Annotated in this window: 23 protein-coding genes; 12 read left to right on the forward strand and 11 right to left on the reverse strand. The window is 44.3% G+C overall.

The window, feature by feature from the left end:
* Positions 1-2 precede the first annotated feature (2 nt).
* The 4 genes from NCI00_RS07205 to NCI00_RS07220 form a co-directional block, all read right to left on the reverse strand.
* Positions 3-2,630 (reverse strand): DNA gyrase/topoisomerase IV subunit A, encoded by a 2,628-nt coding sequence (locus tag NCI00_RS07205; RefSeq protein ID WP_256498208.1) that lies wholly within the window; start codon positions 2,628-2,630, stop codon positions 3-5.
* Between the two features lie 137 nt (positions 2,631-2,767).
* Positions 2,768-3,649: an oxygen-dependent coproporphyrinogen oxidase gene (hemF, locus tag NCI00_RS07210; protein ID WP_253526306.1), complete on the reverse strand. Its 882-nt coding sequence runs from the start codon at positions 3,647-3,649 to the stop codon at positions 2,768-2,770.
* 33 nt (positions 3,650-3,682) lie between these two features.
* The gene (locus NCI00_RS07215) at positions 3,683-4,423 is read right to left on the reverse strand and encodes a tRNA1(Val) (adenine(37)-N6)-methyltransferase (RefSeq protein WP_253526309.1); all 741 of its coding nucleotides are present in this window, start codon (positions 4,421-4,423) and stop codon (positions 3,683-3,685) included.
* 14 nt (positions 4,424-4,437) lie between these two features.
* Entirely contained in the window at positions 4,438-5,070 is a 633-nt protein-coding gene (locus NCI00_RS07220; RefSeq protein WP_114065649.1) for a ribonuclease H1 domain-containing protein, read from the reverse strand.
* A gap of 124 nt (positions 5,071-5,194) precedes the next feature.
* Between NCI00_RS07220 and NCI00_RS07225 the strand changes: the two genes are divergently transcribed.
* The 5 genes from NCI00_RS07225 (at position 5,195) to NCI00_RS07245 (ending at position 9,170) form a co-directional block, all read left to right on the forward strand.
* Positions 5,195-6,226 (forward strand): DUF6807 domain-containing protein, encoded by a 1,032-nt coding sequence (locus NCI00_RS07225; RefSeq protein ID WP_253526310.1) that lies wholly within the window; start codon positions 5,195-5,197, stop codon positions 6,224-6,226.
* A 208-nt stretch (positions 6,227-6,434) separates the two neighbouring features.
* Positions 6,435-7,376, forward strand: coding sequence for a hypothetical protein (locus tag NCI00_RS07230; RefSeq protein ID WP_253526312.1), 942 nt, complete (start codon positions 6,435-6,437; stop codon positions 7,374-7,376).
* Entirely contained in the window at positions 7,373-7,831 is a 459-nt protein-coding gene (locus NCI00_RS07235; RefSeq protein ID WP_253526314.1) for a type II toxin-antitoxin system VapC family toxin, read from the forward strand. The genes NCI00_RS07230 and NCI00_RS07235 overlap by 4 nt, the downstream gene beginning before the upstream one ends.
* A 101-nt stretch (positions 7,832-7,932) precedes the next feature.
* The gene (locus NCI00_RS07240) at positions 7,933-8,217 is read left to right on the forward strand and encodes an osmoprotectant transporter permease (protein ID WP_253526316.1); all 285 of its coding nucleotides are present in this window, start codon (positions 7,933-7,935) and stop codon (positions 8,215-8,217) included.
* Positions 8,218-8,321: 104 nt separating this feature from the next.
* Positions 8,322-9,170, forward strand: coding sequence for a DUF2911 domain-containing protein (locus NCI00_RS07245; RefSeq protein ID WP_253526318.1), 849 nt, complete (start codon positions 8,322-8,324; stop codon positions 9,168-9,170).
* Between the two features lie 83 nt (positions 9,171-9,253).
* On the opposite strand, the gene NCI00_RS07250 is transcribed toward NCI00_RS07245, so the two are convergent.
* The 5 genes from NCI00_RS07250 to NCI00_RS07270 all read right to left on the reverse strand — a co-directional run bounded on the left by NCI00_RS07250 (position 9,254) and on the right by NCI00_RS07270 (position 14,145).
* Positions 9,254-10,486, reverse strand: a complete 1,233-nt coding sequence (locus NCI00_RS07250; RefSeq protein ID WP_253526319.1) for an S-adenosylmethionine:tRNA ribosyltransferase-isomerase — start codon at positions 10,484-10,486, stop codon at positions 9,254-9,256.
* A gap of 17 nt (positions 10,487-10,503) precedes the next feature.
* Positions 10,504-11,013, reverse strand: coding sequence for a hypothetical protein (locus NCI00_RS07255; RefSeq protein ID WP_114463625.1), 510 nt, complete (start codon positions 11,011-11,013; stop codon positions 10,504-10,506).
* Positions 11,014-11,106: 93 nt separating this feature from the next.
* The gene (locus NCI00_RS07260) at positions 11,107-12,666 is read right to left on the reverse strand and encodes an Rne/Rng family ribonuclease (protein WP_206023212.1); all 1,560 of its coding nucleotides are present in this window, start codon (positions 12,664-12,666) and stop codon (positions 11,107-11,109) included.
* A gap of 314 nt (positions 12,667-12,980) precedes the next feature.
* A complete protein-coding gene (locus NCI00_RS07265) occupies positions 12,981-13,826 on the reverse strand; it encodes a tetratricopeptide repeat protein (protein ID WP_253526321.1) in 846 nt (281 codons plus the stop codon).
* 34 nt (positions 13,827-13,860) lie between these two features.
* Positions 13,861-14,145, reverse strand: a complete 285-nt coding sequence (locus tag NCI00_RS07270) for an HU family DNA-binding protein (protein WP_114070131.1) — start codon at positions 14,143-14,145, stop codon at positions 13,861-13,863.
* Positions 14,146-14,318: 173 nt separating this feature from the next.
* Between NCI00_RS07270 and mutY the strand changes: the two genes are divergently transcribed.
* Together mutY and NCI00_RS07280 are read left to right on the forward strand one after the other, a co-directional pair.
* A complete protein-coding gene (gene mutY, locus NCI00_RS07275; protein ID WP_253526324.1) occupies positions 14,319-15,380 on the forward strand; it encodes an A/G-specific adenine glycosylase in 1,062 nt (353 codons plus the stop codon).
* A 136-nt stretch (positions 15,381-15,516) separates the two neighbouring features.
* Positions 15,517-15,990: a single-stranded DNA-binding protein gene (locus tag NCI00_RS07280; RefSeq protein ID WP_253526326.1), complete on the forward strand. Its 474-nt coding sequence runs from the start codon at positions 15,517-15,519 to the stop codon at positions 15,988-15,990.
* Positions 15,991-16,042: 52 nt separating this feature from the next.
* Here the strand turns inward: NCI00_RS07280 and NCI00_RS07285 are convergent, their stop codons facing one another.
* Positions 16,043-16,498: a hypothetical protein gene (locus NCI00_RS07285; RefSeq protein WP_253526328.1), complete on the reverse strand. Its 456-nt coding sequence runs from the start codon at positions 16,496-16,498 to the stop codon at positions 16,043-16,045.
* 98 nt (positions 16,499-16,596) lie between these two features.
* Here NCI00_RS07285 and NCI00_RS07290 point away from each other — a divergent pair, with 98 nt between their 5' ends.
* Positions 16,597-16,980 carry a VOC family protein gene (locus NCI00_RS07290; RefSeq protein ID WP_253526331.1) on the forward strand — a complete coding sequence of 128 codons (384 nt, stop codon included), beginning with the start codon at positions 16,597-16,599 and terminating at the stop codon, positions 16,978-16,980.
* 20 nt (positions 16,981-17,000) lie between these two features.
* Here the strand turns inward: NCI00_RS07290 and msrB are convergent, their stop codons facing one another.
* Positions 17,001-17,477, reverse strand: a complete 477-nt coding sequence (gene msrB, locus NCI00_RS07295; RefSeq protein WP_162793536.1) for a peptide-methionine (R)-S-oxide reductase MsrB — start codon at positions 17,475-17,477, stop codon at positions 17,001-17,003.
* Positions 17,478-17,550: 73 nt separating this feature from the next.
* Between msrB and NCI00_RS07300 the strand changes: the two genes are divergently transcribed.
* The 4 genes from NCI00_RS07300 to NCI00_RS07315 all read left to right on the forward strand — a co-directional run bounded on the left by NCI00_RS07300 (position 17,551) and on the right by NCI00_RS07315 (position 22,393).
* The gene (locus NCI00_RS07300) at positions 17,551-18,315 is read left to right on the forward strand and encodes an SDR family oxidoreductase (RefSeq protein ID WP_253526334.1); all 765 of its coding nucleotides are present in this window, start codon (positions 17,551-17,553) and stop codon (positions 18,313-18,315) included.
* 104 nt (positions 18,316-18,419) lie between these two features.
* Positions 18,420-19,640 carry a sugar MFS transporter gene (locus NCI00_RS07305; RefSeq protein WP_166557485.1) on the forward strand — a complete coding sequence of 407 codons (1,221 nt, stop codon included), beginning with the start codon at positions 18,420-18,422 and terminating at the stop codon, positions 19,638-19,640.
* Positions 19,641-19,703: 63 nt separating this feature from the next.
* A complete protein-coding gene (locus NCI00_RS07310) occupies positions 19,704-20,789 on the forward strand; it encodes a mevalonate kinase family protein (protein ID WP_253526337.1) in 1,086 nt (361 codons plus the stop codon).
* A 503-nt stretch (positions 20,790-21,292) separates the two neighbouring features.
* Positions 21,293-22,393: a type III polyketide synthase gene (locus tag NCI00_RS07315; protein WP_253526340.1), complete on the forward strand. Its 1,101-nt coding sequence runs from the start codon at positions 21,293-21,295 to the stop codon at positions 22,391-22,393.
* Positions 22,394-22,420 lie beyond the last annotated feature (27 nt).

Genomic DNA, 22,420 nt, shown 5'->3' on the forward strand with positions numbered 1-22,420 from the left:
GGTTAAAATAAACCTAACTGTCCATTTTCGTCAGTCGAAGATGCCTCATCAGGGGCATCAGTTTCTTCTTCAAGCTCATTCTTAGGTTCTAAAATCGTATTATTGGTTGCTTTTTCAACTTCGGGCAACGAGTCGATCTGTTTTATTTCTTTTACTTTTAAGCCCGACACTTTGTTGCCCAGTGCTTTCCAACCCCTCACGTCCACAAAGGCATCGAGTACCACAATCTCCTTTTGGGTTTCGGTTTTGCTTTTTTCAATCAGCAATTCCATCCGCGGATGGGCATCGAGCGACACAAAAATCAGCTTCGAGCCCTTGGTATCTCCAATAAAAGAAAACTTCTTGTCAACGGTACTCGTTTCAATTTTAAACCTTTTGGCAAAATAGCTTTTTTGGGTTGCTTCAAAATAAACCGCCGTGATGGGACGGTCGGGCAAAAACTTCTCAATTTGGAGAATGTCTTTGGGTTCGTACCGGTTGGTCAGGTCGTAGGTCGTCAATTCGTACGTCCCTTCTTTGTATAAAACCAAAATCAAATCTCCGTTGTCAAAATTTCCCAAATACCGCCCTCGGTCGTCGCGGTTCAGGCGTCCCAACACGCTGTCGTACCATAAATCAACGCCACCGAGGGTTGAAGCCCCCGCTGATTTAAAGACTATTTTACGAACGGGGTACTTTGTCAACACATTTCCCATGGCCGAGCGGTTTTTAATCGCCAGTTGGGAAAAATTAAAATCAAAAAGTTTGATACGCGCCGTACTCTGCGCCGTCAGGCTGACCGTAATCACCTCTGCTTCGCCGTTGTCATTGGCCGTAAAATACGTAATCTTGGATTTAGGCGTTCCGAGGGTCACGTCATATTCTTTGTCGCGGGTGATTCCCGTCACTACAAAACGTTTGGCGTAGCTGGCCCCCGATTTGCCGTCCAAATAAGTGACATTGTATACTTTGCGCTCGTCATTTTTCTTGAACACCGCCACGTAGATAATGTCTTTTCCAACAAACACTTTCTCCGTTATGCGTACGACCTTGTATTTTCCATCGCGACGGAAGATAATCACGTCGTCGATGTCGGAGCAATCCATTACGTACTCGTCTTTCTTCAAGCCATAGCCCACAAACCCTTCTTCGCGGTTTACGTACAACTTTTGGTTGGCCGCCGCCACAACGGTAGCGGCAATGGTATTGAACGAACGGATTTCGGTACGACGTTGGCGATTTTTGCTGTGTTTCTTCAGTAAGTCTTTGTAATAAGCAATGGCAAAACGCGTCAAATTAGCCAGATTATCCTCTACTTCATTCAGTTCATCTTCCAGCTTCCGCATGGCTTCCTCTGCTTTGAAGCCATCATATTTCGAAATTCGCTTGATGCGCAGTTCCGTCAGGCGTAAAATATCTTCTTCGGTTATTTCACGGTAAAAATCGGCTTTAAAAGGCGTCAGGCCAGCGTCGATGGTTTGAATAACGGCCTCAAAAGTCTCACATTCTTCAATGTCACGATAAATTCGGTTTTCAATGAAAATTTTCTCAAGCGAACTGTAAAGTAGCTTTTCTTTCAACTCAAAGCGCCTGATTTCCAGCTCCCTTTTGAGTAAGTTTACGGTCTGGTCATTACAAACACTTAATATTTCGGATACCGTCACAAAATGCGGCCGATCTGCGATAATGATACAGGCGTTGGGTGAAATACTCACTTCACACTCCGTAAATGCATACAGGGCATCAATGGTAATATCGGGCGAGACGTTGGGGGCCAAATGCACCAGTACTTCAACGTCTTTCGAGGTCAAATCTTCTACTTTCCGTATCTTTATCTTCCCTTCATCATTGGCTTTAATGATGGAGTCCTTGATGGAGGTCGTGGTCGTACTAAACGGAATTTCGCGAATAATGAGCGTTTTCTTATCCAGCTCTTCAATCTTGGCCCGCACCCGAACTTTACCGCCGCGCAAGCCGTCGTTGTAATTCGTAATGTCAATTTGCCCACCCGTTGGAAAATCAGGGTACAGCTGAAACGGCTGGCCCTTGAGCAACGCAATCGACGCTTCTACCAATTCAATAAAGTTGTGCGGTAAAATCTTGGTCGAAAGCCCTACCGCGATTCCTTCCACCCCCGTTGCCAAAAGCAACGGAAACTTAACGGGTAGCGTAACGGGTTCGCGCTTACGACCGTCGTAACTCAACTGCCATTCGGTCGTGTCATCGTTAAATATAACATCGTTACCAAACTTCGAAAGCCTTACTTCAATGTAACGAGGGGCGGCGGCACTGTCGCCCGTACGAATATCCCCCCAGTTTCCCTGCGTGTCAAAAATCAATTCTTTTTGACCCATGTTCACGATAGCCTCGTTGATGGAGGCATCGCCGTGTGGGTGGTATTGCATGGTGGCTCCGATGACGTTGGCCACTTTGTTAAAGCGCCCGTCGTCCATTTCACGCAAAGCGTGCAAAATTCTCCGCTGAACCGGTTTAAGGCCGTCTTCAATCGCGGGCACTGCGCGCTCCAGAATTACGTAGGAGGCATAATCCAAAAACCAATTTTGGTACATATCCCCCACATCCGACTGAGTATGGAGGGCATCTTTCTTAGGGCGTTTGTCTTCAGGTAAGGTTTCGTTGATTTCGCTCATTGTCTTTTACTGCGTGATTCGGGGTTTTCGGTTTTGCAAAAAATGGCTTCTTAGTTTCCGCTCTCCCCACGGAATTGCCCGCAAATCACAAAAATTTAAAACGTAAATATACAAAAAAAAGGCGTTAAAATTTGAATTTAGACCCACTCAATCCCCTTTTTAAGCAATAAAATTGTTTGCCCCTCGGGCGTGTCTGGCAGTGGGTGATAATCGTAAATCCAACGCGCCAAGGGCGGCAAACTCATCAAAATAGATTCCGTACGGCCGCCCGTTTCGAGTCCAAATTTTGTACCTCGGTCCCATGCCAGATTAAATTCGGCATATCTTCCCCGACGCACCAACTGCCATTCTTTTTCGGCTTCGGTAAAAGGAATGTCTTTATTTTTTAACATCAGGTGCGTATAGGTCGGAGCAAAGGTTTCTCCTACGGCCTGCACAAAACGAAAGAGGCTCTCTTTGTCTTCTGACTTCTGATAATCAAAAAAGATACCTCCCACGCCACGCGTTTCCTGACGGTGGGGAATGTAGAAATAATCATCCGCCCATTTTTTAAATCGGGGATAATACTCAGGGTCGTGTTTATCGCAAGTGGCTTTCAATTGTTGGTGAAACCAACGGGCATCTTCTTCCACCACGTAATGCGGCGTCAGGTCAATACCCCCGCCAAACCAACTCACCCCGTTTAACATTTCAAAATAGCGCACGTTCATGTGAATAATCGGCACTTTCGGACTGTTTGGGTGCATCACAATCGAAACGCCCGTGGCAAAGTAGTCGGCCTGCTCGGTCAGGTTCATCTGACGCATAAGTGCTTCGGAAGTTTGGCCTTGCACGGCCGAAAAGTTAACCCCTCCTTTTTCGATGATGTTTCCATTTTCGAGCACCCGTGAGCGGCCGCCACCGCCGCTGTGGTGTTCCCATTTATCTTCTTTGAATTTCCCCAAGCCGTCGGCGGTTTCGAGGGCTTGACAAATCGTATCTTGTAAGTGCTGAAAGTAAGTGGCAATCGTATCGCGCATGAATTGTAGTATTGGGGTGGTTTTGATTAACTCCTAAAAAATCAAGTAGTATTCTTTCAATAAAGTTCGAAACTCGTCAGAATAGCTCCCATCAAGGTGGTGAATATAGAGAGATTCGAGAATAGATTCGGTATGATGACGCTCAAAAGTAGTAATCATTCGAAAAAGCGGCTTATCGGGCCGTTGAAAAACCTGCAAATGATGGGTCGGCCATAGTCCTGCACCCGCGGCAATCTCCGTCAACAATTGGGTTTCATACGCGGGTAAAAGTACCACAAAACGTCCCTCTACTGCCAATAACCGCGCCACCGAATCCACCAACTCTTCTAACGACAGCGTATCGGTATGCAACGCCAGATTGCGCGCTGCCGACGGCGACCGCAAATGATTGGCAAAAAAAGGAGGATTGCTGATAATCAGGTCGTAGTCCGAAAAGTTTGAAGCCAGATTTTCATTTTTCCTCGGCCAATCCTGAATCGCCGTATGATGCACTGCAATGCGCTCCGCAAAAGGGCTTTGGGCCACATTATCAACGGCTTGCAGGAAGTTTTGTTCTTCGATTTCTACCGCTTCAATGCACATCAAGGGATTTCGCTGCGCCGCCATCAACGCCAGCAGCCCAGTTCCAGTCCCGATGTCCAAAGCGCGTGTCGCACCCGTTACCTTTACGTATGCGCCCAAAATACAGGCTTCGGTGCAGACCTTCAACGCACTGCGGTCGTGCCAAACGGTGAACTGTTTAAATCGAAAATAAGGAGCAGGAGTTCTTGGCATGGGTGATTAGGCGGTTACTTGCGCCCAAAATCTGCCGGATTCTCTCCCCAATATTCCGTTTCCCATTTCAAAATCTGATTGGTAAATTTATTTTTGGAGAGCCATTCTTCGGCGCGTTGGAGCAGTTCAAAGATTTGCTTGTTGGCGGGGGTTACTTCAAGTTTAGTGTTGGCATGTTTACGTTTTATCCAACTGATTGCGGTGCGAGAATCCGAATAAATCGGTAGATTACTTTGGTGTTTTTGTAGATATGCCAACCCGTGGACAATCGCCAAAAACTCCCCGATGTTGTTCGTTCCATCCCGAAACGGGCCTTGATGAAATATTTTTTGTCCCGTGCGGAGGTACACCCCTTGGTATTCTACATCGCCCGTTGCGGTGTTCCAAGCGGCATCTACCGCAATACTTTCTAGGTTGGGATTGCCAATTTTAGCGGGTGCTTCTTTGAGCGGTGCTTTGGCCGTTTTGGGAGAAATAAAAGCCCAATAATTTTCTTTCAGGGCTTCTTCTGCCTCCTTAATGGTGTCAAATGACTTAAATTTTGCTTCAGGAAAACCCTTGATTTGGGCCTCACAATCGGTCCAGTCCGTAAATACACCTCGTTTACGCCCTTCCCACACGACATAATATTTTTGTTTTTTAGCCATGCCACAAACTTACAAAAGTGCGGGTAAAAAAAGCGAATACGGGCTTTTAATCGTAGTCTATTCTTAGTGTTCGTTCGTACACTATACTACCAAACGAAAGAAAATTAACCACTGCACAACCTACATGAAATCTATTTTCTGTACTGCATTAGCCTTTTTATCCCTTGGCGCTTATGCCCAAAAGGGAGTTGTACTGACGGACAAATCTGCGGATAAAAAAGTGGAAGTCACCATTGATGGCAAACCGTTCACGAATTATTTTTACCCTGGCCCTTCCGTCCTCAAAAAAGCCGTGTTGTATCCTCTTCTTACGGCCAAAGGCACCAACATTACCCGCGGATGGCCGCTTGACCCGCGTCCAGGTGAGCGCGTTGACCACCCTCACCACGTAGGAATGTGGCTCAACTATGAGGCCGTCAACGGGCACGATTTTTGGAACAATTCACTGACCCCTCCCAGCTCAAAAGGCACCTACGGCACGATTGTTCACACGGGCATCAAAAGCCTAAAAAGCGGCAAAAAGCAGGGTGAATTGACCGTAACGGCCGACTGGCTCGACAAAAACGGTGGCCTGATGCTGACCGAAATCACCACCTACGTATTTAGCGGCGACGCCACCACCCGCACCGTGGATCGCATCACCACCCTCACGGCCAAAACTGACCTTGTCACTTTCAAAGACGTGAAAGATGGTATGTTTGCGATTCGGGTGGCCCGGCAATTAGAGCATCCTTCCAAAAGCCCCGAGGTATTTACGGATGCGTCGGGAGTAGCTACAAAAGTACCCGTGATGGACAATACTGGCGTATCGGGCAGCTATCGAAACAGTGAGGGCATTGAAGGTGAAGAGGTATGGAGCAAACGCGCGCGTTGGTGTAATTTGCGCGGAACAATGGGCAACGAAACCGTTAACCTAGTGATTCTCGACCACCCCAAAAACGCAGGTTATCCTACCTACTGGCACGCCCGGGGCTACGGGCTTTTTGCGGCCAACCCCCTCGGAATGAAGGTATTCAGCCAAGGAAAAGAAGAAATGAACCTCCAACTCAAAAACGGCGAGTCAACCACCTTCCGTTACCGCACCGTGATTGCGTCGGAGACACTATCAGACGACAGAATCAATCAGATTGCCGCTGATTTTGGCAAAGTAAAATAGCGATTTGTATACATCACTTTTGAGTCGAGCTAATTCGTTAATTATAACGGAGTGGCTTGACTCAAAACGCTTCAAATGCCTGACGAAATGGAATAAGGGATTAAGTGTCGCGTATACAGATGCTATGCCAACAAAACAATCTACAACAAACAGGCAGAATTAGTAACTTTGCTAGGAAGAATTTTTCAATTCAAAACAGCACTAAACAATGAATTACGATATAAAAATATTGGGTGAGGACGAAGACAATGGGCTGTTGGAATTTGACCGACTGAAATTATTGACAAAATCTACCAAAGACATTGCTACCAAAGCTTTAATGTTTAGGTTAAGAGGATTTAGTGATATCACACCCGATAAACACCTAAAAAAGGCTTTAGCGATGCGATTGCAAAGTATTTCTGGTAGCGGACATGACGGCACTTCACTAACCATTGACTGCATACACTTTTCGGAAACCATCAAAGGGGTTCAAATGGATATGTTCAAGCCTCAAGAAGAAGTTTTGCAATTGACCCCAATGGCTTTGGTGATAAAATCTTTTCAATCCGCCTTGAATGATGATAGTGAAGATGCCGATTTGGACAAACCGCTTTTGAAATCATTGATGAGTTTCAAAAAGAATTTCATAAGCGATAATGAAATTTTCTATATGGCAAATCGGGGAACGATTGCAGAAGTTCGGTTGACCAAAGATGATTTCCAAAAAATTGGGCGATTAGAAGACAGCATACCTGAGCCTAAAAAGGTAATTGTACACGGGCAGTTGGATGAAATGAAAGTTTCTAAAGGAAAGCTTGGCTTGCAAACAGAACAAGGTTTTGTGAATGTGTTTGCTAATGACAAAACCATCTTAGAAAACATTGTTGGCTTTATGGGTAAGGAAGTAACCATTTCGGGAATGGCACATTACAAACCTAATGGACAATTGAGTTTTGTAGAGATTCAAGAATATAGCAAACCCGGCGCAAGAGATAAATTTTTCTCGAAAAAGCCAACAGCTATGACAGCCCACCAACAATTACTGTTTCAGGCCAAACAATCAAAAAAGTCAAGTTCACTTTCAGCCCTAAAAAGTATTTCGGGCTTGCTGAGAGATGAAATTGGCGAAGAACAATTTCAAGAAATGCTTAAAGACATACACAGATGAAAAACATCGTTATTGACACCTGTGTATTCATTCACATAATAAGAGATACAATCACAGGAAAAAAGTGCCTTGATAAAATTGAAAAGTATGATACAGCAGCCAATGTTATAATTTCCGTTGTTACTAAGGCTGAATTGGAATCATTTATTGCACAAAACAATTGGGGTAAGCCTAAAATCGAGAAGCTCAACAAAATACTTGAAGCAATAACCTATATCGACATTTCTAATGCTGACCAATTATTGCTTGAATCATATACCGAAATAGACTCTTTTTCAAAGCGGAAAACCAAAGATAAGAATGGCAACCTTCTCAAAGGTTCTGCAAAAAAAATGGGCAAAAATGACCTTTGGATTGCCGCAACTGCCTACTCACTTGATATTCCATTGATGACTACTGACAGTGATTTCGACCACTTAAACGAGACGCTAATGGAAGTTATTAAAATTGTATAAATGTAAAAAGCCGAATGCACCAAACCGTAACCTATAAAGTATAATAACAACACAATCAGCACATTAATACTAAGATATTCAACCGCTAGACAATATACACAATGATACTTTTTTGGGTTCTTTGGGGCATCGACGCTGTAATATCGCTGGTGGTGCTGTATTTTTTCTTCATTGGCTTAGTAGACGGCTCCGTTTCTTCCTTCAATATGGGCTTATGGGTCATGATTTTATTGGGTATCGGCGCCATTATGCTGGGAAGTCTGTGGTTAAAATCAAATGACTATCTCCGTATAGCCAAGATCGTTCTGGCTATTTTGGCCGTACCCGGGCTACTGTATGCCTTATTTATGCTCATGATAATTATTACCAAACCGCGCTGGAATTAACCTTTCAGGCCGTTTTTTTGACGATTCAGTCGGGGGGAGTTGTTCTACGAAAAAGGTTTTTGTTGTTTTACAGTCTCTTTAACAACTTAAAAACACGATTTGCAATGAAACTTTTCTCCTCCGCAAGCACGCTCCTCCTTTGTCTATGCCTAGGAATGGCGCACGCCCAAATCAAAACCCCCGCCGCCAGTCCCGCCGCCACGGCGGTACAAAGCATCGGTTTGGCCAATGTAACCGTAGAATACAGCCGCCCAGCGTTGAAAGGCCGTAAGTTATTCGGCACCCCTTTGGCCCCTTACGGTCAAGTTTGGAGAACGGGCGCCAACAAAGTGCCCAACCTGATTTTATCCCAAGAAATGACCCTCGAAGGACAAAAAGTACCTGCGGGAACGTATGGTTTGTTTACCATCCCGACTGAGACCGAATGGACGATTATTCTGAGCAAAAACCCTAATCAATGGGGGGCGTATGGTTATAAACAAACCGACGACCTCCTCAGGTTTAAGGTAAAAGCCGAAAAAACGGCGAAAACAGAAGAGTATTTCACGATTGAATTTACCGACTTTACACCCAATTCGGCCAAAATCGCCATTCGTTGGGAGAATTTACAGGCCAAATTCAGCATTTCGCACGACCCCGATGCGCAAATCATGACGGAGATTCAACAAAAAATAAACGCGCCTACGGTCACTGAAGGTACGTACTCAGATGCCGCAAATTATTACTACGACACCAACCGCGATTTGAACAAAGCCTACGAATGGGCCAATAAGGTGGTCGAGAAAGAAAAAGAATACTGGACCTACTACCTGCGGGGGAAAATTGCCGCTAAAATCGGAAAATGCGACGTAGCCATCGCCGATGCCCAAAAAGGCTTAGAACTGGCAAAAAAAGCCAACGACGGGGCTTACATCCTAAACCATACCAACGTGTTGAAAGCTTGCGGCAAATAAACTCTTGTATAACTCACTCATACACAAAAGGGTTGAAAGTCTAACTTTCAACCCTTTTGTGTGTATAAACAAATTGAAATTTTCTAATCGACTCGCCACAACAGCGAAGAATCTCCGTAGCTCAAAAAGCGATAATCGTTGGCCAAAGCTGCTTGATAAACGCTACGCCACTGTGGACCCAAAAAAGCCGCCACTAACAACATCAACGTTGAGCCTGGTTGGTGATAATTCGTAATCAGTCCTTTACATATTTTGAAACGATAGCCTGGAAAAATCATTATCTCCGTCTCCCCCACCAATTCTTCAAGTTGAGCCCCCTCCATGTAAGCCAAAATAGCCTTTAAAGACGCTTGAGGTGTGGGTTCGAAGGAATAATCCAAGTAAGGAGTCAGCTTTTCAATAAAAAAATGCTCACCGTCATTTCTTTGGCCTAAAGACGAAGTTAGCAGTTTGACCCCAATCCAATACAAACTTTCTAATGAGCGCATGGAGGTAGTGCCAACGGCAACCACTTGCTCAATGTTCAGAAGAAGATTTTCAATAAAGGATTTCTTAAAAACCACCTGCTCCGAGTGCATGGTATGCTCCACCGCATTCTGAACCTTTACGGGTTGGAAAGTACCCGCCCCCACGTGCAGGGTTACAAAATCGTGGTGGATGCCTTTATCGGAAAGTTGCTGAAATACATTTTCCGTAAAATGAAGCCCAGCCGTGGGAGCCGCAACGGCTCCCTCTACTTTTGAATACACGGTTTGATACGTATCTGAATCATGCGCATCGGCATGACGCCCCAAATAAGGCGGCAACGGAATTTCGCCCAATGCCCGAATCACGTCGGCAAAATACAATCCCCCCGACCAACTGAATTGAACCCAATTTCGTTCGTTATCAATCAGCTCGGCCTCTACGCTGCACTTTGTTCCTTGCACCACACACTCAATACTGAGTTTTTCTCCCGCTTTCCAACGTTTCTTATTCCCAATCATGCAACTCCAAACGCAAAACTGGGTCTGTTGCATGATGTCATTGATAATGCGGGAAGGCGCTTCTGGGTGCAGTAAAAAGATTTCGATGGTTGCGCCCGTTGCTTTCTGAAAAAATACCCGCGCAGGAATTACTTTCGTATTGTTAAAAACCAGAAAAGTATGCTGCGGCAAAAACCGCGATAAATCATAAAAATGCTCGTGCTGGATTTGACCGTTGTCAAAAATAAGCAGTTTTGAAGTATCGCGTGGTTCAACAGGAAAACGGGCAATACGCTCATCGGGTAAGTCGTAATGATAATCCGCGAGTGGTATTTCGGGAAGATTTTTCATAACAAGTACTCAACTCACTAAAGCTCCTCTACTTTTGGTTTTATCATCAACCGAATGGGCAATGCCAAAACAATGATTAACAACAAAATCACAATCAGATAAAACAACCCTTCAAAATCGCCGATTTTAAAGGTAAATTCGTTGTTTACCGTAGCAAGAACAAATACCGTCATGGCAATAATGGTATTAATCATGGCTACCAAGCTAAAAATCCAGTTTTGAATATGCTCGTTGAGGTCATCGCGTTGGGCGGTCCATTCGGTTTGGTTCGGAATGGGCAGCAGATGACTGGGTAATTTAATGAGTTGACGACCCAAAGCGGGGAAAAGAACGTTGTTGGCCACAATCAAAGCGACCAGAATATAGAAAACATCAGATTTTCCAATGAATTCGTCGGCTTTGCCGAAAGCGTCAAAGTGTACACCGACATCAGCACTAAAAAGACTATAACTGTAAATAGATGTACCAAACACCGCAATCATTGAAAAAAAACGCCACGTGCGGATGGCTAAAGTTGTAAATTTCATAGTTAAAAAGTTAAGGGTTAAAAGTCAAAAATTAAAGGTTTGCATTAACCCCTAACTTTTAACTCTTAACCCTTTATCAATGTTTTAAAGAAATCAAGTTGCTGCGATTTCTATTTCTTCACCGTATTTATCGTAGAATTTAAACTCAGTTACAGCCAATGAGCTGTCTTTCAAAAGTTTAACCCACGATTTATATCTAAACAACCACTTGAGTCGGGGCGACGGGAATCCCGCCGTAAAGTACGCGTGCAAGTACGGGTGAAGGGCTACCGACACCTTTTGTTCATTTTGACGGGTAAGGAGATATTCAAGGTTATTTTCAATAATATCCGAAATCAGGATACTGGGCTGAATCGTACCAGTTCCATTACACGTTGGACACACTTCGCGGGTCACAATGTTAATTTCTGGACGAACCCGTTGGCGCGTAATCTGCATCAACCCAAACTTTGTCAGCGGGAGCAACGTAAACTTCGAACGGTCGGCCTTCATTTCGGCTTTCATTTCGTCGTATAGTTGCTTTTTGTGCTCGGCTTTCTTCATATCAATGAAGTCTACCACAATGATTCCGCCCATATCGCGCAAGCGCAATTGGCGGGCAATTTCTTTCGCCGCTTCGATGTTGGTGTGCAGTGCCGTGTCTTCCTGATTTTCCTCGTTATTGGACTTGTTGCCACTGTTGACATCTATCACGTGGAGTGCTTCGGTGTGTTCTACGATGAGATACCCACCTCCCGGAAGGCTTACCGAGCGTCCAAACAATGATTTAATTTGCTTTTCAAGGCCTACCTGCTCAAACAGCTTATTTTTGCCGCTGTATAGTTTGAGAATTTTCTCTTTATCAGGCGCAATCGTGTGAATAAACCCTTTGATGTCGTCGTACATATCTTTGGTATCCACCGTGATACTATCAAAAGTATCGTTCAGTAAATCTCGCATAATGGACGACGCCCGATTCATCTCCCCGATGATTCGGTCACGGGGTTTTGCTTCGGTGAGCATTTTCATTCCGTTTTCCCACTTTTGAATGGAGTTTTGAATATCTCTATCCAGTTCTTCCACTTCTTTATTGGCCGCTACGGTGCGGACAATAATGCCGAAATTAGCGGGTTTCACCGATGTCATTAATCGGTGTAAACGGGTACGTTCAGCCTTATCCGTAATTTTTTTAGAGATATTGACTGAATTTGAAAAGGGAACTAACACCGCGTAACGACCTGCAATAGAAATATCACAAGATAAACGGGGGCCTTTGGTAGAAATAGGCTCTTTGACAACCTGGACCAGTATGGGCTGATTTTTGCCCAACACTTTGTCAATTTTCCCAAGTTTATCAATTTCCGGCTCCATTTTGAAGTTATTCAATTTGCCGGAATTCATTCGCTTCGCAATGACCTCCTTGGTCAGTTTGTTAAGCGACTGGACGTTTGGACCTAAATCATGGTAATGTAGAAAAGCATCTTTTTCGTATCCGATGTCAACAAAAGCAGCGTTCAAACCAGTAACGAGTTTCCGAACAGTTCCTAAATAAATATCACCGACCGTAAAACTGTTTTCCGACTCCTCCACATGGTACTCCACAAGGCGCTTTTGTTGCAAAAGCGCTATGCGTGTCCCTTTTTGTGAGGCACTGATGATTAATTCGCTACTCAATGTTTTGTAAGGATCTAAGGTGAAAACCATTCCGTAAACCTTACGAATGGCTCAAAACAACTACATAGTCAAAAAGGCATTTGACGAAGTATATAAAACCCAAAACCAAGGTTGAAAAGCACCTTGGTTTTGGGATAAATTACTTCTTCTTATGACGATTTTTTCTGAGGCGCTTTTTCCGTTTGTGAGTAGCGATTTTGTGTCTTTTTCTTTTCTTTCCGCAAGGCATAGCTTTACAATTTTTAAGTTAATTAGTATGTTACAGCGGCCATGTACCGCTTGTTATTCGTTTGTGAGTACCGCGAATAACGGTTTTATTTTAAGTCTTTTTCCAACTCCGCAATCGCCGCTTGAATGGTAGGGTCTTTCTCCTGACCTTTCACGACCGAAAGTTCTTCCAACGCCTCTTTATTCTTTCCCGTTTGAGCCAATGAAACACCCAAATAAAAACGAGCTTTTGAATTCATGGGGTTTCCTTTCAACAATTGACGAAAACGTTCCACCGCTTTTTCGTACTGGTTTGAACGCATCGATAGAAGTCCCAAATTAAACAAAGCTACTTCATTGGTTGGGTCATTTGCCAAAACTTCTCTCAACAACAAGATTCCCTGCATGGGTGTTTCCGTAGAAACGTAGGTCATCGCCATGTTGGCTTTGGCGTTGAGAAGAGCAGGGTTCTTATCAAGCGCTTTCTGGTACCATTCTCTCGCCTTAGCACCTAATGCTGAGGACTTTTTGGTGTCAACAGCAAAACTAAATGCATCATAATAACGGTCGCCAGCACGAAGCAAGTTAGGCTCGGCAGGCTCCAACAAAGCAAGCGTTTCTGCATACTTTGCGGCGCTGTCAAATTTTCTGATGTTCAGATAAAAATCAGAAAGTTTTAGAGCCGCTCCTCCTTTTTGCTTTGAATCCCGAGCAGAAACCAGCTGCTGAGATAGCGCCGCGACCGAATTTTGCTGTTCGGCAGTCAATGGCTCAATATGAGTTTCCGCAGCGGTCGAAGTTGTTTCGGTTTGGCCCGATGCAGATGCCTGAGTACTGTCTTTACCCTCCGAAAGTTCTCGCTCTTGACTTTTAACAACAACTTTTGGCAGACTATAAAGCCCACCAATGAGTACAGTAGCCAATAAAATAACAATCAGGATTGAACGGTTCATAACATTTTCAGGCAGCTCCTTCGTGCCGTTGGAATTACTTTTCTGAGCCTTTTACTTGCTCAACAAACACTTTAGCAGGCTTAAAACTTGGAACATAATGCTCGTCAATGACGATAGCAGTGTTCTTAGAAATGTTACGAGCTACTTTTTTAGCGCGTTTTTTGTTAACAAAACTGCCAAAACCACGAACATAAATGTTCTCACCTTTGGCCAATGAGTCTTTTACTACTGTGAAAAACGCTTCAACTGTTTCAGAAACGTGTGCTTTTTCGATGCCGGTTTGATCGGCAACTGCTGCAATTAAGTCTGCTTTCGTCACTTTTTTAAACTTTAAGGTTATAAAACTGTTATTCTTTGTAATATTAGTTTCAAAATCCTGCGGAGCCAATCTATTTTACAATCGGCTTATTTTGAGCGCACAAAAGTAGTATAATTTCGACAAAATGCGAAAATCTTTTACGCCTTAATTTCAAAACAAACATTCGAAAACCATTGAATAACAAGTTTTTTGCCAACGAGCTCATTAAATGGTATGAGTATCACCACCGAGATTTACCCTGGCGACACACCCGCAACGCCTACTATATCTGGCTCTCAGAAATTATTCTTCAACAAACCCGTATCGCTCAGGGATTACCTTATTATGAACGTTTTATAGAAGCCTACCCCACCGTCATTGATTTAGCCAATGCTCCTGAGCAAGAGGTCATTCGACTCTGGCAGGGCCTAGGTTACTATTCTCGGGCGCGCAACCTGCACCAAACGGCCAAATACATTGTAGAAGAGCTCAACGGTGCATTTCCGACCACCTATGCAGGATTGCTTAAACTAAAAGGAATCGGCCCTTACACTGCCGCCGCCATTGCGTCTTTTGCCTACGATGAACCCGTGGCGGTAGTAGACGGCAACGTATACAGGGTACTGTCGAGGGTATTTGGGATTGATACTGATATTACCAGCGGCGAAGGACAACGGCAATTTGCCAATTTGGCCAATGAACTGATTTCTCGCGAGCAACCCGCCACCTACAATCAGGCCATCATGGAGTTTGGGGCCGTTCAATGCACTCCTTCATCCCCCGACTGCCTGTTGTGTCCTGTACAGCCCCATTGTGTTGCTTTTGCCACTGGAAGGATTGATTTATTGCCCGTCAAAGTCAAGAAAACCAAGGTGCGAGAGCGTTTTTTCAACTATTTTGTCATTGTCCAAAATGGACGGATTGCCATGCGACAACGAACCGACAAAGATGTCTGGCAAAAGTTGTTTGACTTTTACCTGATTGAAACCGAGGCAATCGTCCAAAGTATAGACGAATTCACTGAAAATCAAACAATTAATGCCATTTTCTCTCAAACAACAATTAGGCCACCAAGCCGTATTTTTACGCATATCCTCACCCATCAACGTATTCAGGCGCAGTTTTGGGTACTTGAAGCTCCCCCCGAAATTACGTTGAATTTACCCCCTGAACTGACTTTTCTAACCGAAGAAGAAATAGAAAATGTACCCAAACCCGTGCTGGTTACGTCTTATTGGAAAGAGCATTTTTTTTGAGTATTTTTGTGATTGAAAATACTGCAAAAAAAGCCCAAAATCGGGAATTAAAATGCTCATTTTTCGTTAGCGTCTTTACCCGATTTTAGTCAGGTGCTTATTCAAACTTCGTAACTTTAAACATCTATATAATACAATGGCAGGAGTAAACAAAGTAATTCTACTGGGCAATTTGGGCAGCGACCCAGAAGTACGCCATCTCGAAAATGGTTCGGCGGTGGCACGCTTCAACATTGCAACTTCAGAAGCCTACACCAATCGCAGTGGAGAGCGGGTAGAGCAAACGGAGTGGCACCGAATTGAACTTTGGGACAATTTGGCCAAAATCGCCGAGCAATACCTTCGCAAAGGCAATACCGTCTATATTGAAGGGAAACTGCGCACCGAAACTTGGACGGATAAAGAAGGAAAACAGCGTGAAGGAAAAACCGTACGGGCCAATACGATGCAGTTGGTAGGAGGCAGAAACAGCGGAGGAGGAGATAACAACGAACAACACGCACAACCCGCTGCGGCTACCCAAGCAAGCCGCCCCGCACCTGCTCCCAAACCCGCCGAGCCAATTTCGTCAGATCTTGGCGGTAGTGGTGACGATGATTTACCGTTTTAACAACAAAAAAACCTGACAGGAATTCCTGTCAGGTTTCAACAACACCATTTGTTTACTTCTTTACTACTTCCATTTTTACTTCGTAGTTCTTTTGGGCATCTGCATCAGCCTCAGTTCCTGGGTAAGGCGATACCTGCTTCAAAACAAACAGATATTTCTCGTTTTTCACCATCACTTCCAGAGAGTCCTGGCTCACAGGGCTTTTGTATTTGGTGGGTTGTACTTGTTGACAATCTCCCAAACACATTTGAATTTTTTGGGTGTCGTTTACGGCCAAATCAACGACTACTTCCCCCGTACGAATACAAATCGCGTTGGCAGGACAACGACTATCAGCGACTGCGTCAAATGAAAGTTTAATCCCCTCCACTTGCGTATTTTGTTTGATTCTTAAGCTGATTTCTTCTTTTACTCCCGCTTTTTCGTTGTTTTTTTGTTGCTCAGCGTCAATTTTTTCAGACTGGCAACCCATGGCTGTTAGAAATGCAAATAAGATTACTTTTTTCATGGCAAGAATAAATAATACATTTATCCGACAAACACCGTGTTTGTCAACAATGACAAGACGCAGTCTTTTTTTTATTAGTTGTAATCTTTTGTAAAAAAATGTTATCAATCATTGGAATTAACCACGTAGCCCTCTACGTAGCAGAAGTAGCCCAAAGTGTTGAATTTTACGAAAAAATTGTAGGATTAACTCCCTTGGCCCGGCCAGCATTCGACTTTCCAGGCGCCTGGTTTAAAATCGGAGACGCGCAAGAGTTGCACATCATAGGCATACGCACCGAGCCTGTTGTATCAGGCTCTCGAAGCAATCATTTTGCGCTGGAAGTAAGTGATTTGGACGCGTGGGAGGCGCATTTTAAGGCAACAAATACAACCTACCGCCCTCCCAAATTTCGGCCCGATGGTGTACGACAGATATTTCTCCAAGACCCCGATGGATATTGGATAGAATTCTTTTCAAGAAAGGGCAACCAATTGATTTAGGTTGGTTGTCCTTTCTTGCTTTATTTTTTTTCAAAAGCCAAAGCTGCACCGTTCATGCAGTACCGTAAGCCCGTAGGGCGCGGGCCATCGTCAAATACGTGCCCTAAATGGGCGTCGCAAACGGCGCAAATGACCTCATCGCGTTCCATGCCAAAGCTTTTGTCTTTTTCGTCTTTCAAGACTTTTTTATTGAGCGGAGCGTAAAAACTTGGCCAGCCAGTACCCGATTCAAATTTTGTATCGGAACTAAAAAGCGGAGTGTTGCAACATACACACTTATACGTTCCCTTTTCTTTGTTGTTCCAGTAAGGTCCCGTAAAAGCGCGTTCTGTTCCTTTCTGGCGGGTCACGTAGTACTGCATCGGAGTCAGTAGTTTTTTCCACTCCGCGTCCGTTTTTACAACCCGTTTCAATTCCTGGCTTTGCTGTTGGGCCAGCGCCGGCAGTCCGGCCAATACTACTCCTCCAAGTGAGCGAATGAAAATACGGCGATTCATCTTTGTTAGGTTATGCTTGTTTTGTGCTTATATTAACGTATTCTTTTATTGTATAGTTTTAATTATCAAAAATATGCTTCCAAAGTGGGATTTAGCGGGTAAAGTTGCGCTGGTGACGGGGGGAACCAAAGGAATTGGACAGGCCACAACCCAAACATTACTGCAACTGGGTGCCGAAGTAATCATCGTTGCCCGCAATGAAGGTGAGATTGAGCGTCAACTTGCCGATTATGAAGCTCAGGGTTTTAAAGCAACGGGTTTTGTGGCCGATTTGAGCAACCATGAGACCATTCCTGAACTCGTCAAACACATTAGTCTACGTTGGGGGAAATTAGACATTTTGGTCAATAATGTAGGGACTAACATCCGAAAACCCACCACAAGTTACACAGCTGAAGAATTTAATTTAATCATATCCACCAACTTAACCTCGGCGTTTTCATTGTCGCAGGCATTGTATCCGTTGTTAAAAAATGCCCAGGGATGCATTGTCAACGTTACCTCGGTAGCGGGATTAACCTCCCTTAAAAGCGGCTCTATTTACGGCATGACCAAGGCCGCTCTCAATCAATTGACCCGTAATTTGGCCTGCGAATGGGCCACCGACGGTATTCGTGTCAACGCCGTGGCTCCGTGGTACATCGAGACTCCTTTGACCGAGTCAGTACTTTCCAACAAAGAAAGCCTCGATTACATCCTATCGCGTACGCCCATGAAACGCGTCGGGCAGCCCGAAGAGGTCGCTTCGGCCATCGCCTTTCTTTGTTTGCCCGCTGCCAGCTACATTACAGGTAACATCGTAACCGTCGATGGCGGTTTTGCCGTTTATGGATTTTAAGCTAATTTTAAAAAAATTTAAAAAATACGTCCCAAAACTTTCAAGTGCGAAAAAAAATTCATTTTTTCGGCTTCTAAATGACCTACTAACTCCTAACACTAACCATGTCAAAACCTAAACAAAGCTACGTTGGACCATTGATTATCATTGGTTTATTATTTTTCGTATTCGGATTTGTCACGTGGGTAAACGGCACGCTCATTACTTTTTTCAAGAAAGCCTTTAACCTCGACAACACCAGCTCCTACCTCGTTACGTTTGCCTTTTTTATCTCATATACGGTCATGGCCATTCCTTCTTCGGAAGTGCTAAAACGTACAGGTTTTAAGCGAGGAATGTCACTTGGACTGGGAATTATGGCCGTTGGAACGCTGATTTTTATACCTGCCGCACAAATCGCTTCGTATCCTTTGTTTTTGGTCGGTCTTTTTACCATTGGTATCGGTTTGACCCTGTTGCAAACGGCTTCCAATCCCTACGCAACCATCCTTGGCCCCCGCGAAAGCGCCGCCCAACGGATTAGTTTTTTAGGAATTGCCAACAAATTAGCGGGAATATTCAGCCAACGCCTTTTCGGTGGGCTTTTATTGGCAGGTGGTGCCGCCACTACCCCCCAAGAAGAACTTCAAAAAGTAGAAACGCCTTATTTGATTTTAACGGCAATTTTGGTCGTGTTAGCGGGGGTCATTTGGTTTTCAAAAGGGCTACCAGAGGTAAGCGAAGAACAAGAAGAAGTGCCTGGAAACGCAGTTAAAGTGACACGTAACAGCGTTTTTTCTTTTCCAAACTTAGTATTGGGGGTCATTGCGTTGTTTTGTTACGTTGGAGTTGAGGTGATAGCAGGAGATACAATTATCAGTTATGGTGTCTCTCTGGGCTTTCCCGAAAGTGAAGCCAGTACCTTTGGCACCTACACTCTTTGGTCAATGCTCGCTGCTTACGGCTTGGGCATCGTCCTTATTCCAAAATATGTTTCTCAAGTTACATGTTTGCGTGTTTCTGCCATTCTTGGTATTGTGGGCACGGTCATTGCCGTTACCACGGGTGGTTTCACTTCCGTTTTGTTTATTGCTTTTTTAGGCTTCGCCAACGCCCTTGTGTGGCCGGCAATGTGGCCTTTGGCTTTGGACGGGCTGGGCAAATTCACCAAAATTGGCTCGGCTTTGCTCATTATGGGGATTTCAGGAGGTGCCGTTTTACCGTTGATTTATGGTAACATAGCCGATTCCATCCACAGCACCCAACAAGCTTATTGGATAATGATGCCTCTTTATTTATTTATCCTTTATTATGCTTTTATTGGCTACAAAAAACGCAGTTGGTAATTTCATTTAAACAGGCCTTTTGCCGCCCTCTCTTTCCCAAAAAGAGAGGGAATTTTTTTAGATATGAAAATCAGTACACCCGGCCGAATATGTTTGTTTGGCGAACATCAGGATTATTTAGGATTGCCAACGGTAGCCGCCGCTATTTCGCGCCGAATCAGCATCGAAGGGAGTCATCGTGCAGATGAGCACATCATCATCCACTTGCCAGACATCAATGCGCAGGAAACTTTTACGCTCTCCAACGCATCGACGTACGTCAAAGACCGGGATTATTTTCGCAGTACATTCAATGTATTACGCCGGCGTGGATTTGAGTTCAGCCGAGGGCTAGAATGTGAAGTTCACGGCAATATTCCCATCAATTCGGGTACATCGAGTTCGTCGGCGCTCATCGTTTCATGGGCCAATTTCTTAAGTCGAAACGCCGACAATCCCGCCGTTATTTCTTCCAAAGAACTTGGAGAAATCGCCAACGAAGCCGAAGTCTTGGAATTTGGGGAACCCGGCGGCATGATGGACCATTATTCAACGGCTATCGGTCATGTGATTTACCTCGAATCCACGCCCAAAATTTACGTAGAAGCATTGCACCCCACGTTGGGCACCTTCGTTTTGGGAGACTCACAGCAACCCAAAGATACCCTCGGCATTTTGGCCCGCTGTCGGTTTGGTATGGAAGCCATCATCAATAAAGTAACGGAATACGACCCGTCTTTTTCGATTTTCCATACGCCTTTCGCTCAGGCTTCCGACTACGCTTCTTTGCTATCAACGGATGAACTTGGATTGTTGAAAGCCAATCTAGAAGACCGTGACCTGTTGATTAAAGGAAAAAAGTTACTCCAACAATCGGCCACTTCTACCCAAGAAACCAACGACATTGATGCGGCTTTTGGTCAATTACTTTACCGGCATTTCCAAAACCTCCGTGACCACAAACGCACCTCTACCGAAAAAATAAATCGCATGGTGGAAGCCTCCATGAAAGCTGGTGCATTGGGAGGAAAAATAAATGGCTCTGGTGGTGGTGGCTGCATGTTTATGTACGCGCCCAATTGTGCCGAAGAAGTAGCCGATGCCATACGACGGGAAGGAGGAATCCCGTACATTATTACGGTTGATGAAGGAACGAAATTAGAACAATAAAGCCATTCGGTGGTTTTATTGATAGGTTGCAAAAATCTTTTGGGGTGTTTGAGTCGTTTATTATGTTTTCGAAACGATTCTAACACCTTCTTTTATTTACAAATAAAATTTCAATCATAAAAAAGAGCAGGCTTACACCTGCTCTCTTAAGAATAGTTTCACGGCTGTTAGTAAGTTAGAACAAAAGTCCTTTGCTGAACATTGGATAAATAAAGTAAAATACGATGTACACCATGACAAGGAGCGTTAAAGCGGCTAACCAAAGACTCTGGTCCCGAAATAATGGAGTTCTCCTCTCATTAGAGGGCATGCGGTAGATTTTCTGAGTTTTCATAACCTGTGGAATGGTTTTTTTGGGGGTTTTGCACTGCAAAGGAGCTACCTTTTTTTTACATTCTTTAGCGTAAAACTACGTGTTCTACTGAAAAGTTATCAAACGGTCGGTCAGCTGACTTTTGGAACGGAATTATTACTTTTTATTTGTACAATTATCACTTTTACGAATGCCATCATACATCACATCAATCGGAACAGCTGTCCCTGAAAACTGCATAGAACAATCTTCCATTGCCGACTTTATGGTTCGGGCTTCGCAGTTAGATGCAAATGAGGCACGTAAACTCCGGGTACTGTATCGAAGCACTAAAATCAGGAAACGCTATTCCGTATTGAATGACTACAGCAAAACAGAAAACTTTGAATTTTACCCCAACACCGTTGACTTAGAGCCATTTCCGAGTGTATCTCAACGGATGTTGGCCTATCGACAACACGCCCTGCCGCTGGCGCTAAATGCCGTAAAAGCCGCATTAACGCACAACAACGACGTTTCAAAAATCCCTAATTTTACACACCTCATTACCGTCAGTTGCACAGGGTTATACGCTCCGGGATTGGACATCGAATTGGTTGAAGCGTTGGGGTTATCTCGTCAAGTCCAGCGAACATCCATCAATTTCATGGGCTGCTACGGTGCATTTAACGGGCTCAAAATGGCCAACACCATTGTACAGGCCGACCCGCAAGCCAAAGTTTTATTGGTCTGTATTGAATTGTGTACGCTGCATTTTCAGAAAAAAATCGACGATAACTACCTGCTTTCCAATGCCCTATTTGCCGACGGGGCCGCCGCGGTTATCATTGAAGGGCAGCCAAAACGACTGTCGCTTGAGATGCAGTCTTTCCATTGTGATTTACTATTTGAAGGCCGCAACGATATGGCTTGGCACGTCGGTGATTTTGGGTTTGAAATGGTGCTGAGTTCGTACATACCGCGTTTGGTCAAAGGAGGACTTGGGGAACTAATGAGTCACCTGCAACAAAATACCACATTACCCGCCTTTGATTTTTACGCTATTCATCCAGGGGGAAGGGCCATCCTAGAAGCCGCCGAAAACCAGCTCGGCCTCACCCCAGAAGACAATCGCTATGCCTACGAGGTTTTGAGCGATTACGGCAATATGTCGTCGTGTACGGTTTTATTTGTTTTGCAAAAATTGCTTCAAGAACGCACACCAAAAGATGTGAACAAACATATTTTCAGCTGTGCTTTTGGGCCAGGGCTAACGCTCGAAACGGGTATCTTCAAAATAGCAATCAGCTAAAGGTGAGAATTTTTAGGCAACCAATAG

Origin of the sequence: Runella salmonicolor, from assembly GCF_024158025.1 — a bacterium.
GTDB classification, from domain to species: Bacteria; Bacteroidota; Bacteroidia; order Cytophagales; family Spirosomataceae; genus Runella; species Runella salmonicolor.